Source organism: Allobosea sp. LjRoot9, from assembly GCF_964252745.1.
GTDB lineage: Bacteria > Pseudomonadota > Alphaproteobacteria > Rhizobiales > Beijerinckiaceae > Allobosea.
In genome coordinates this window covers 1,466,543-1,478,285 of record NZ_CAXUPC020000001.1, presented here as the reverse complement: position 1 = coordinate 1,478,285, position 11,743 = coordinate 1,466,543, and the positions used below count along the sequence as shown (strand labels likewise).

The window sequence follows — 11,743 nt, the reverse complement described above, 5'->3', positions numbered from 1 at the left end:
GACATGGCTTAGTTCACATTCTGCGGCGTGACGCCGGCCGCCTGCAGTGAGGCCGCCCATTTCGCGATCTCAGCATTGAAGCGCTTCGCATGCGCCTCGCGGGTCCACTCACTCTCCGGGAAGGTCTGGGTGCCAGCCGATTTGAAGCGCTCGAGCACGGTGGAATCCTTGAGCGCTGCCCTGAGCGCGCCATTGAGCTTGTCGAGCACAGCGGTGGGCGTGCCCTTCGGGGCGTAGAGTCCGTGCCAGATCGTCATTTCGAGGTCGGTGCCGCTCTCGCGCGCCGTCGGCGTATTGGGCAGGACATCGAGGCGCTGCGGCGAGGTCACGGCATAGGCGCGGATCTTGTCGCCCTGGATCTGCGGCACGGCCGTGGTCGACTGGTCGCAAAGCAGATCGACCTGTCCGGAGACAAGGTCGTTCATTGCCGGTCCGGTGCCGCGATAGGCGACCTGCGCGAACTTCACGCCAAGCGCCTGGCCCAGCAGCACGGCGCAGAGATGCGCGTTCGAGCCGATGCCGGCATGGGCGATCGTCAGCTTCTCGGCCTGGAGCTTGGCATAGGGAAAGAACGCCTTGGCATCGACCGGCGGCAAGGCGAGCTTGCCTGCGAGCACCATTGGCCCGGCATTGATCAGGCCGACCGGTGCGAAGGCCGTGCGCGTGTCATAGGTCAGATTGCCGTAGAGCGCGGGTGCGGCGGCGAGCGCGAGATGGTGGATCAGCAGCGTATGTCCATCGGGCTCCGCCGATGCGAGGCGCCGTGCGCCTGCCGTGCCGCCGGCGCCGGCGACGTTCTCTACGAGGATCGGCTGACCGAGCGTGCGCCCCATATGGTCGCCGACCAGGCGGGCGATGACGTCGCTGGGCCCCCCGGCGGCGAAGGGTACGATCAGGGCAATCGGCTTGCTGGGAAAGCTTTGCGCCCATGCCGGCATGGCAAGCCCCAGGGCCAGCAGGCCCCCGAGCGCAAGGCGTCTCATCGTGTTCGTTGGCATGGTGTTCGCTGGCATCCATTTCCTCCGGTTTTTGAAACCGCTCTGCGGCGGCTTGGTGGGAAAGCGAGCGATCGGACCTTGCGCGTCAGCGCAGGTCGGACAGGTAGTGGGCCTCCTTGGTCAGGCAGATGCTCAGGCGTCGCTCGACCGGCGAGCCATCGAGCGAAAAGGCGATGCGGTCGATCCGCAAGGCGGGTGTGCCAGCGGGGGCCGCGAGCAGGCTGGCCTCGTCGGCGTCTAGCGCCACGGCCTTCAAGCGCTCCCGCGCATTGGCGATCGTCACGCCGTAGCGTGCGGCAAACAGGCTGTAGAGATTATTGGGGATCGGCCCTACCTCCAGCCCGGGAAAGACGCGCTGCGGCAAGGTCAGCGTCTCCAGAATGATGGGCACGGCATCGAGCGACCGCAGTCGGCGGATGCGGATGACGTCGGCTTGGCTGTCGAGATCGAGCGCCACGCATTCGGCTTCATCGGCCTTACCGGTCTCCACCCCCAGCACGGTGCTGTCGGGAAAGCGGCGCTCGCCATCGTCGTGAACCAGCTTGAAGAACTGGAACAGGATGCGCCGCTCGTCATGTTCGGCGACGAAGGTGCCGCGGCCCTGGCGGCGCACCAGCAGGTTCTCGGCAGCGAGCTCGTCGAGCGCCTTGCGCACCGTACCCTGGCTCACGCCGATCTCGGTGGCGAGCTGGCCTTCGCTGGGCAGGCTTTCGCCCGGCGCCCAGACGCCATCCACGAGCCGCCTGACGAAGATCGCTTTGACCTGTCGGTAGAGCGGCCGGAAGCCGAGCGGCTCGGCTGTGTCGGCGAAGTTGCGCCCGGGATTTTCGGTCTTGTGCACACTCATATGTCTTATATAAGACTTGGTGTCATTCAGGTCGAGCGCCGATTTGCCCGGACCGATCTGGCGTCACTCCCGGAGGAGCCCCGAATGAGCAAGCCCCATCTCCTGGTCCACGAAAAGAAGGACACAGTCGGCGTCGTCGTCGTCGAAGGCCTCAAGGCCGGCACGGACATGCTCGGCGTCGTCACTCACGACAATTCCGATTTTCGCCTGACCGCCAAGATGGACATCCCGATCGGCCATAAGGTCGCGCTCAAGGACATCAAGGCAGGCGATACGATCTGGAAATACGGCCAGGACATCGGCAAAGCCGTCGCCGATGTGAAGCGGGGCGAGCATCTGCACGTCCACAACGCCAAGACCAAGCGTTGGTGAGACCAAACGCTGGTGGGTTCTTGCGTCGCTGAAGGAAACCGACGCAGGCGCCTGAAAAGAATCTGAAAACCTGAAAAGAATCTGAAAAAGGGCTCCCGGCAAGGTCGAGCCCACAACGAATGGAGGAAACGCCATGTCGATCGTCGCCAATTTCGATCTCGTGAAGGGCAAGCTCGGCCGCATCAAGGGCCGCAAGATCGAGGCGCCCGAATTCAAGGCTCCGATGGTCCGGCGTCCGACCGGTCGCAGCCTCGATGCCTTCCATGGCTGGCGTCGCGAGAATGGCCGCGTCGGCGTGCGCAACCATGTGCTGCTGCTGCCGCTCGACGATCTCTCCAACGCCGCCTGCGAGGCCGTCGCCAACAACATCAAGGGCACGCTGGCGATCCCGCATGCCTATGGCCGGCTCCAGTTCGGCGAGGACCTCGACATCCATTTCCGCACCCTGATCGGCACCGGCGCGAACCCCAATGTCGCGGCCGTCGTCGTGATTGGCATCGAGGACGGCTGGACCAAGCGCGTCGTCGACGGCATCGCCGCCACCGGCAAGCCGGTCGTCGGCTTCGGCATCGAGGGGCATGGCGATATCGCTACCATCGCCAAGGCCTCCTATGTCGCCAAGGAGTTCGTGCAATGGGCGAGTGAGCTCCAGCGCGAGAAATGCGGCATCGAGGAGCTCTGGGTCTCGACCAAATGCGGCGAGTCCGACACGACGACCGGGCTCTCCTCCTGCCCGACGGTCGGCAACATGTACGATAAATGGATCCCGCGCGGCATCCATGGCGTCTTTGGCGAGACCTCGGAGATCACCGGCGCCGAGCATCTCTGCAAGGCGAGGGCTGCGACGCCCGAGGTCGGCGAGCGCTGGTACAAGATGTGGAAGGCCTATCAGGACGACGTCATCGAGGCGCACAAGACCGACGACCTCTCGGACTCGCAGCCGACCAAGGGCAACATCGCCGGCGGCCTGACGACGATCGAGGAGAAGGCGCTCGGCAATCTCGAGAAGATCGGCCGCGAGTGCAAATACATCGACATCCTGCAGCCGGCCGAGGCGCCGTCCAAGGGGCCGGGGCTCTACTACATGGATACCTCATCGGCCGCGGCCGAATGCGTGACGCTGATGGCGGCGGGCGGCTATGTCGTGCACACCTTCCCCACCGGGCAGGGCAACGTCATCGGCAATCCGATCGTGCCGGTCATCAAGATCACCGGTAACCCGAAGACGATGCGCACCATGCCCGAGCATATTGACGTCGACGTCTCCGGCATCCTGCGCCGCGACCTCACCATTCCCCAGGCCGGCGATGCGCTGATCCAGAACATCGTGCGCACCGCCAATGGTCGCCTGACCGCGTCCGAAGCATTGGGGCATCGCGAATTCTCGATGACCAAGCTCTACCGCTCGGCCTGAGCGGCTGGTAGATCACGTCGCGTTCGAACGGTTTCGTCCGAACGCGAAAAACGTGATCGATTCCTGGAGTTTAGAGCATTGCTCATGCGAAAGAACCGGTATCCACTTTTTCGCGCAATGCTCTATCAGCCGGAGCGGCGACGCGAGCCGTCGCTTCGGCCCTGTTTTTGCTAAAATCATTTACCGAAGCCATTTGCCGAAGCCATCTCGACCAGACGAGTCGGAGCCGCGTTCTTGCCCGTTGCGACAACTTCACCGCTGAGCGCCTGGCGCCCCCTTCTCGACGGCATCGCGCTCTCGGTCGTCGTCGCGGTTGCCTCCGTGCTGGTCGAGCCGCTGCTCAAGGCTGCGGCTGGCGGCCGTGTCGGCATCCCCGCCGTCGTGATCGCGCTGGTGATCGGCATGCTGCTGCATCCCTTGGCCAACACCACCCGCTTCGCGCCGGGCATGACCTTCTGCGTCAAGAAGCTGCTGCGCTGGGCGATCGGGCTGCTGGGCCTGCGCGTCGCGCTTGGCGACATCATTGCGCTGGGGCTCTCGACCGCGCTGCTCATCATCGCCTCGATGATCGTGACCGTGATCTGCGGCTTCCTGTTGGCGCGCTGGCTCGGCCGCGAAGCCGGGGTCGGCGCTCTCGCCGGCGTTGCGACGGCGGTCTGCGGGGCGTCGGCCGCGCTCGCGACCGCGACCGTGGTGCCCGATTATCGCGGCAAGGCGGCCGATGTCGCCTTCACCGTCATCGCCATGAACGCCTTCGCGACGCTGGCGATGCTGGCCTATCCCTTGATCTGCGCCTGGCTCGATCTCTCGCCGATGCAGACCGGCATCATGCTGGGCGCGACGATCCATGACGTCGCGCAGGTCGTCGGCGCCGGCCAGGCGGTCTCCGACGAGGCTGCCAATGCGGCGATCATCGTCAAGCTGTTCCGGGTGTTCATGCTGCTGCCGGCGGTGCTGGCCGTGGGCTGGCGGATGGTGCGCGAGGGCGGGCATGCCGAGCATGCGAAGGTACCGGTCCCGGTCTTCGCGATTGTCTTTCTCGGCCTGTGCCTGCTCAACAGCCTGCTGACGACGCAGCCGGCGCTGGCGAGCGTCTATCTGCCGCTGCGCGACACCTTGCTCGAGGTCTCGCGCTGGGGCCTGTTGATCGCCATCGCGGCACTTGGGCTCGGCACCTCCATGGCGGCGATGGCCCGCCTCGGCTGGCGGCACCTCGTGCTTGTCACGGGCACAAGTCTCGTCATTCTCGTCATCGTCACCGGCGGCCTTCTGGCGCTGGGCTGAAGAGGGGGCGCGTGAGAAGCGGAAGATTGCTTCAAGGCGATCTCACCTTATCAACGCGCGAATGAGAGCCGGCCGGAGACCCCATGGCAGATATCATCATCACCGAATTCATGGACGAAGCTGCCGTCGCGATGCTGCGCGCGCGCTACGAGGTCCATCATGACCCCGAGCTTTTCGGCAAGCCGGACGAATTGGCAGAGCTGGTTGCGCAATCTCCCGCCTTGATCGTGCGCAACCAGACGCAGGTGAGGGGGGCCGTGCTCACTGCAGCCAAGGCGCTCAAGGTTGTCGGGCGGCTCGGCGTCGGGCTCGACAATATCGACATGGAGGCCTGCACGACGCGCGGTATCAAGGTTTTCCCGGCGACCGGCGCCAACAGCCTGTCCGTGGTCGAATACGTCATCGGTAGCGCCATGGTGCTGCTGCGTGGCGCCTATTTCGCCAATGCCGCGATGGTCGCCGGAGAATTTCCCAAGACCAAGCTGATTGGCCGTGAGATCGCCGGCAAGCGGCTCGGCCTGGTCGGCTTCGGCGCGATTGCGCGCGATGCCGCCAACCACGCTCGATTGCTCGGCATGAACGTCGTCGCCTACGATCCTTACGTGCCAGAGGACGACCCGGCCTGGCAGGCGACCCAGCGTCTCGACCTCGATGCGGTCCTCTCCAGTGCGGACGTCATCAGCATCCATTTGCCGCTAACGCCGGAGACGCGCGGATTGATCGGCAAAGAGGCCTTTGCCCGGATGAAGCCGGACGCCGTGCTGGTCAATGCGGCTCGCGGCGGCGTCATGGACGAAGGGGCGCTGATCGCGGCGCTGAAAGGTGGCAAGCTTGGCGGCGCGGCGCTCGATGTCTTCGAGGAGGAACCCCTCCGTGAAGGCGGAAAACGCTTCGCCGGGACGCCCAATCTGATCCTGACGCCGCATATCGCGGGCAATACGGTGGAGTCGAATGGCCGCGTCTCCGGTCTCGTCGCCGAGCGCGTCATGGCCGCGCTGGAGGGGCGCATATGACGAAGCTGTCGTTCGAGGCGGTCGAAACCAGGCTTGCGGACCTGTTCGCGGCGGCCGGTGCATCTCCCGCCAATGCGGCCTCGGTCGCCTGGGCGCTCGTCATGGCCGAGGCTGATGGGCTCAAAGGCCATGGCCTGTCGCGCGTGCCGACCTATCTCGCCATGCTCCGATCCGGCAAGATCAACGGGCAAGCGGTGCCGATTGCGCGCCGGCCCAAGCCCGGCGTGCTGGCGATCGACGCCTGCCATGGCTTCGCTTATCCGGCGATCGACCTTGCCGTCATCGAATTGCCGGCGCTCGCCCGCGAGCAGGGCGTGGCGGTCGCCCCGATCCGGCGTTCGAATCATTGCGGCGCAGCCGGCCTCCATGTCGAGCGATTAGCCGAGCAAGGGCTTGTTGCACTGCTTTTCGCCAATACGCCCGCCGCGATCGCCCCTTGGGGCGGGGCGAAACCCGTCTTCGGTACCAACCCGATCGCCTTTGCCGCGCCGCTCGCCGGCCGCGACCCGCTGGTCATCGACATGGCCTTGTCGAAGGTCGCGCGCGGGCCGATCGTGGCGGCGAAGCAAAAGGGCGAAGCCATTCCCGAAGGCTGGGCGCTCGACCCGGCCGGGAAGCCGACGACCGACCCTGCCGCCGCGCTCGCCGGCACCATGGTTCCGCTCGGCGACGCCAAGGGCGCCACCTTGGCGCTGATGGTCGAGATCCTCGCGGCCTCGCTGGTCGGCGCCCATTTCGCCTTCGAGGCCTCCTCCTTCCTCGACGACAAGGGCGGTCCGCCTGATACCGGCCAGCTCATCCTCGCGATCGACCCCTCAGCCATGGGCGGCCATTGGTTCGGCGAACGCATGCGGATGCTGGCGCATGCGATCGAGGACCAGGACGGCACGAGGCTGCCGGGCGTCAGGCGCCTGAATCTGCGTGCGAAGGCGAGGGCGGAAGGGCTTGAGGTTGCTGATGAATTTCTGGCTGGCTAGACGAAGTCGAACTTGTCGACATCGACCAGCCCCTTATCGGTGATCTTGAGATGCGGGATCACAGGCAGCGTCAGGAAAGCCACTTGCAGGAAGGGTTCCGCCAGCACGACGCCGAGCGCCTTGGCGGCGGCGCGCAGATCCTCAAGCCCGTGCCTGACGACCTCGAATGGCTGGTCGCTCATCAGCCCGGCCACCGGCAGCGCCAGCTCGGCTGTCACGACGCCACCGTCGGCGACGGCAAACCCCCCGCCAATTTCGATCAATCGGTTGGCTGCGGCGGCCATGGAGGCCTCGTCCACGCCGACGACGCAGAGGTTGTGGCTGTCATGGCCGACCGACGAGGCGATGGCGCCATGCTTCATGCCGAAGCCATGGACGAAGCCGGTGGCGATGCCGCCGGATTTGCCATGGCGTTCGATCACCGTGACCTTGACCGCGTCCTGCGCCAGATCGGGCAGCGCTTCGCCGTCGCGTGAGGGCAGGGCCATGCTCAATCGCTCGGTGATGATGCGGCCGGGCACGACGCCGATCACCGGTGTTTCGCCTTGGCGCTCTGTTGCCTTGAAATCCGCCGGCGTGAGCTGCCGATTTTTGACACTGCCGAGCCCGACAGGCGCGACCGGGATGCGATCTGCGAACAATGCGTCCTCGACCAGCCGGCCGCCGGCAAAGACGATCTTCGGGCGGCAGGTCGTGAGATCGTCTAGCAGCACGATATCGGCGCGTTTGCCCGGCCCGATGAAGCCGCGATCGAACAGTCCGAAATTCCGCGCGGCCGAGAGCGTCGCGACGCGGTAGGTTGCCAGCATATCCGCGCCATGGGCGATGGCCGTGCGGATCATGTAGTCGAGATGGCCTTCCTCGGCGATGTCGAGCGGGTTGCGGTCATCAGTGCAGAAGGCGAGGAAGGGCGAGGCGTCTCGGCTGATCAGCGGGATCAGCGCATGCAGGTCCTTCGAGACCGAGCCTTCGCGGATCAGGATCGCCATACCCTTGGCGAGCTTTTCGCGGGCCTCGTCGGCGGTCGTCGTCTCGTGGTCGGTGCGGATGCCGGCCGAGAGATAGCCGTTCAGATCCATCCCGCGCACAAGCGGCGCGTGGCCGTCGATATGCCGGTGCGAAAAAGCCTCCAGCTTGGCGAGGCAGCCGGGATCGCGATGCAGCACGCCCGGAAAATTCATGAACTCGGCCAGCCCGATCACCTGGGGGTGGTCCATCAGGGCAACCAGATCGGGGGCTTCCAGCCGCGCACCGGCTGTCTCCAGATGGGTCGCCGGCACACAGCTCGAGAGCTGGACGCGCAGATCCATGCGCATCGCCTCAGCGCAGGCCAGGAAATAACGGATGCCCTCGACGCCCAGCACGTTGGCGATCTCATGGGGATCGCATATCGCGGTCGTCACGCCATGGGGCAGCACGCAGCGCTCGAATTCGAGCGGCGTCACCAGCGAGGATTCGACATGCAGATGCGTGTCGATGAAGCCCGGCACGGCGATGAGGCCGGCCGCATCGAACTCGACCTTGCCCTGATAGGAGCCGTAGGTGCCGACGACGGTGTCGCCGCAGAGCGCGATATCGGTCTCGATCAGCCCGCCCGTGACGAGGTCGAGGAGTCGCGCACCGCGGATAACGAGGTCGGCCGGCTCGTCGCCGCGTCCCTGGGCGATCCGGCGGGCGAGGGTTGCGGCGTCGGTCATGGCGCTGATTCCGTATGGCAGGGATGCGGAAGCCTGCACGCAGCCCGGCGGATTGTCGACTTGGAGGAGTGAGCCTCTCGGCCTAGATAGTCGAACGCCATTCCTTTGCCCGGAGACCGCGATGAAACTCACCTGGTACGGCCATTCCGCCTTTCGCGCCGAGATCGACGGCGCCGTCATCCTGATCGATCCCTTCTTTACCGGGAATCCGGCTTTCGAGGGCGACATCGCGGCGATCTCGCAGGGCGTGAGCCATATCGTCGTCACGCACGGCCATGGCGACCATGTTGGCGACACGCTCGCCATCGCCGAGAAGACCGGCGCGACGGTTATCACCAACTACGATCTCGCCATGCATCTGGCCTCGAACGGGCTGAAGAACTTCCAGCCGATGAACACCGGCGGCAGCGTCGATCTCGGCCCGTTCAGCGTGACGCTGGTGCGGGCTGATCATTCGGCTGGCATGGGCGAAGGCGGCGTCAACGTGCCCGTCGGCAACGCCAATGGCGCGATCATCAAGGCCAGGGGCGAGAAGACGCTCTGGCACATGGGCGACACCGACATCTTCTCCGACATGGCGCTGCTTTCCGAGATCCACGGCGTCGAAGCCTGCATCTGCCCGATCGGAGACCGCTTCACCATGGGCGGCAAGGTCGCGGCGCTTGCCATGACCCGCTTCGTCAAGCCGAAACTCGCGATTCCCTGCCATTACGGCACCTTCCCGATCATCGACGCTAATGCCGATGCGTTCGTGGCGGGGTTGAAGGGCAGCGCGGTCGAGGCGCTGGTGCCGAAGAAGGGCGAAGCGGTTTCGCTTTGATCAGTCAGTCATTACTGACTTACGTGTTCGACGCCCGCGCGCTATAGCGCGGGCAAATCATTTTTCAGGAGCCCGCCATGTCGGTCGACCTCGCCACCGTCAAGCGCGTCGCGCATCTCGCGCGCATTGCCGTTCCGGAAGCCGATCTGCCCAAGCTGCAAGGCGAGCTCAACGCGATTCTCGGCTTCGTCGAGCAGTTGAACGAGGTCGATGTCGCGGGCGTCGAGCCGATGACCTCGGTGACGCCGATGGCGATGAAGCTGCGGGCCGATATCGTGAATGACGGCGAGATCGCCGACACGATCGTCGCCAACGCGCCAGCGTCCGAAGACAATTATTTCATGGTGCCGAAGGTGATCGAATAGGCGCGAGAAGCGCCTATTCGATCATCCTCGGGGGCGCGAAGCGCAACCCGGGGATCTCCTGACGTTTGCTGAACGGATATCCCACGTGACCGATCTCACCCGCCTGACCCTGACCGAAGCCCGCGATGGGCTGAAGGCGAAGACCTTTTCCGCAACCGAGATCACCAAGGCCCATATCGCCTCGGTCGAGAAGGCGCGCGCGCTCAACGCTTATGTGCTGGAGACGCCCGAGCATGCCCTGAAGCAGGCAGCGGTCTCGGACGCGAAGCTTGCAAAAGGCGAGGGCGGCCCGCTTGAGGGCCTGCCGCTCGGCATCAAGGATCTGTTCGCCACCAATGGTGTGCGCACCACGGCCTGCTCGAAGATCCTCGGCAATTTCGTGCCGGCCTATGAATCGACGGTGTCGAGCCAGCTTTGGCGCGACGGCGCGGTCATGCTCGGCAAGCTCAACAATGACGAATTCGCCATGGGCTCGTCGAACGAGACCTCGGCCTTCGGCCCGGTAGTAAATCCGTGGCGGCGCAAAGGTTCTAACGTAGGACTGGGCTCGAATGTCGGGGCAGGGGCGACGGGAGCGATAGAGGGTGCCCATCTCGTTCCCGGCGGCTCGTCGGGCGGCTCGGCTTCGGCTGTCGCGGCCGATCTCTGCCTGGCCGCGACCGCGACCGACACCGGCGGTTCGATCCGCCAGCCCGCCGCCTTCACCGGCACGGTCGGCATCAAGCCGACCTATGGCCGCTGCTCGCGTTGGGGCATCGTCGCCTTCGCCTCCTCGCTCGACCAGGCGGGGCCGATCGGCAAGACGGTGCGCGACTGCGCCGTGATGCTGCGCTCCATGGCCGGGCATGATCCCAAGGACACGACCTCGGTCGACATGGCCGTGCCGGATTATGAGAAGGCCGTCGGCCGCTCCGTGAAGGGCATGAAGATCGGCATTCCCCGGGAGTATCGGCTCGAAGGGCTCAATTCCGAGATCGACGCGCTCTGGCAGAAAGGCATCGACTGGCTGAGGGCGGCTGGCGCCGAGATCGTCGAGATCTCGCTGCCGCATACGAAATACGCCTTGCCAGCCTATTACATCGTTGCCCCGGCCGAGGCCTCGTCCAATCTCGCGCGCTATGACGGCGTCCGCTACGGCCTGCGCCAGCAGGGCCGCGACATCGTCGAGATGTATGAGAAGACCCGCGCCGAAGGCTTCGGCGCCGAGGTCAAGCGCCGCATCATGATCGGCACCTATGTGCTCTCGGCGGGCTATTACGACGCCTATTACCTGCGTGCCCAGAAGGTCCGCACCCTGATCAAGCGCGATTTCGACCAGGCCTATGCAGCCGGCATCGACGCCGTGCTGACGCCGGCTACGCCGTCGGCGGCTTTCGGCATCGGCGAGAAGGGCTCAGCCGATCCGGTCGAGATGTATCTCAACGACATCTTCACGGTGACGGTGAACATGGCCGGCCTGCCAGGCATCGCCGTGCCGGCAGGGCTGGACAGTCAGGGTTTGCCGCTTGGCCTTCAGCTCATCGGCCGGCCCTTCGACGAGGAGACGCTGTTCTCGCTCGGGCAGGTGATCGAGGACGCGGCCGGTCGTTTCCCTGTGAGCGAGCGCTGGTGGGGCTGATGGCAGACCGCGATCTTCTTGACGTTCCTGCGCTCGCGGGGCTGAGGCGGGAGATCGATGCCATCGATGCCGAGCTCGTCGCGCTGCTGCGCCGGCGGCTCGACGTTGTCGAGCGTGTGCTGGTGGTCAAGCGCGGCGACGGCCTGCCGGCGAATATTCCCGCTCGGGTCGAGCAGGTGGTCGAGACCGTCAGGGAAAGGGCGCAGGAGGCGGGCCTTCCGCCGGAACTGGCCGAGACGCTCTGGCGGCCGCTGATCGGCTGGACCATCGCCTATGAGGAAGGGTGCCTGACGCCGCTCTGATCTCAAAACTAGGCGCGACCGGCGCCATCAAATGGA

12 protein-coding genes are annotated in these 11,743 nt (G+C 65.4%); 9 read left to right on the top strand and 3 right to left on the bottom strand.

All coding sequences use genetic code 11. From position 1 onward, the window contains the following. Window positions 1–8: 8 nt before the first annotated feature. Together ACSQ3P_RS06895 and ACSQ3P_RS06890 are read right to left on the bottom strand one after the other, a co-directional pair. A complete protein-coding gene (locus tag ACSQ3P_RS06895) occupies window positions 9–983 on the bottom strand; it encodes a tripartite tricarboxylate transporter substrate-binding protein (RefSeq protein ID WP_436164823.1) in 975 nt (324 codons plus the stop codon). A gap of 100 nt (window positions 984–1,083) precedes the next feature. After that, entirely contained in the window at window positions 1,084–1,839 is a 756-nt protein-coding gene (locus tag ACSQ3P_RS06890) for a GntR family transcriptional regulator (RefSeq protein WP_436164822.1), read from the bottom strand. A 90-nt stretch (window positions 1,840–1,929) separates the two neighbouring features. Here ACSQ3P_RS06890 and ACSQ3P_RS06885 point away from each other — a divergent pair, with 90 nt between their 5' ends. The 5 genes from ACSQ3P_RS06885 (at window position 1,930) to ACSQ3P_RS06865 (ending at window position 6,905) form a co-directional block, all read left to right on the top strand. After that, window positions 1,930–2,217: a UxaA family hydrolase gene (locus ACSQ3P_RS06885; protein WP_069691299.1), complete on the top strand. Its 288-nt coding sequence runs from the start codon at window positions 1,930–1,932 to the stop codon at window positions 2,215–2,217. Between the two features lie 223 nt (window positions 2,218–2,440). Next, entirely contained in the window at window positions 2,441–3,631 is a 1,191-nt protein-coding gene (locus tag ACSQ3P_RS06880) for a UxaA family hydrolase (RefSeq protein WP_092166517.1), read from the top strand. A gap of 234 nt (window positions 3,632–3,865) precedes the next feature. Next, entirely contained in the window at window positions 3,866–4,915 is a 1,050-nt protein-coding gene (locus tag ACSQ3P_RS06875) for a YeiH family protein (protein ID WP_436164821.1), read from the top strand. Between the two features lie 83 nt (window positions 4,916–4,998). After that, window positions 4,999–5,928: a hydroxyacid dehydrogenase gene (locus ACSQ3P_RS06870; RefSeq protein ID WP_436164820.1), complete on the top strand. Its 930-nt coding sequence runs from the start codon at window positions 4,999–5,001 to the stop codon at window positions 5,926–5,928. Further along, the gene (locus ACSQ3P_RS06865) at window positions 5,925–6,905 is read left to right on the top strand and encodes an Ldh family oxidoreductase (protein WP_436164819.1); all 981 of its coding nucleotides are present in this window, start codon (window positions 5,925–5,927) and stop codon (window positions 6,903–6,905) included. Before ACSQ3P_RS06870 ends, ACSQ3P_RS06865 begins: the two co-directional genes overlap by 4 nt. On the opposite strand, the gene ade is transcribed toward ACSQ3P_RS06865, so the two are convergent. Beyond that, entirely contained in the window at window positions 6,902–8,602 is a 1,701-nt protein-coding gene (ade, locus tag ACSQ3P_RS06860; protein ID WP_436164818.1) for an adenine deaminase, read from the bottom strand. The genes ACSQ3P_RS06865 and ade overlap by 4 nt on opposite strands. 121 nt (window positions 8,603–8,723) lie before the next feature. Here ade and ACSQ3P_RS06855 point away from each other — a divergent pair, with 121 nt between their 5' ends. From ACSQ3P_RS06855 to ACSQ3P_RS06840, 4 genes are all read left to right on the top strand, one after another. After that, the gene (locus tag ACSQ3P_RS06855) at window positions 8,724–9,422 is read left to right on the top strand and encodes a metal-dependent hydrolase (protein ID WP_436164817.1); all 699 of its coding nucleotides are present in this window, start codon (window positions 8,724–8,726) and stop codon (window positions 9,420–9,422) included. Window positions 9,423–9,499: 77 nt separating this feature from the next. After that, window positions 9,500–9,787: an Asp-tRNA(Asn)/Glu-tRNA(Gln) amidotransferase subunit GatC gene (gene gatC / locus ACSQ3P_RS06850; protein WP_069691306.1), complete on the top strand. Its 288-nt coding sequence runs from the start codon at window positions 9,500–9,502 to the stop codon at window positions 9,785–9,787. Between the two features lie 85 nt (window positions 9,788–9,872). Continuing rightward, a complete protein-coding gene (locus tag ACSQ3P_RS06845; protein WP_436164816.1) occupies window positions 9,873–11,405 on the top strand; it encodes an amidase in 1,533 nt (510 codons plus the stop codon). Then, the gene (locus ACSQ3P_RS06840) at window positions 11,405–11,707 is read left to right on the top strand and encodes a chorismate mutase (protein ID WP_436164815.1); all 303 of its coding nucleotides are present in this window, start codon (window positions 11,405–11,407) and stop codon (window positions 11,705–11,707) included. The genes ACSQ3P_RS06845 and ACSQ3P_RS06840 overlap by 1 nt, the downstream gene beginning before the upstream one ends. Window positions 11,708–11,743 lie beyond the last annotated feature (36 nt).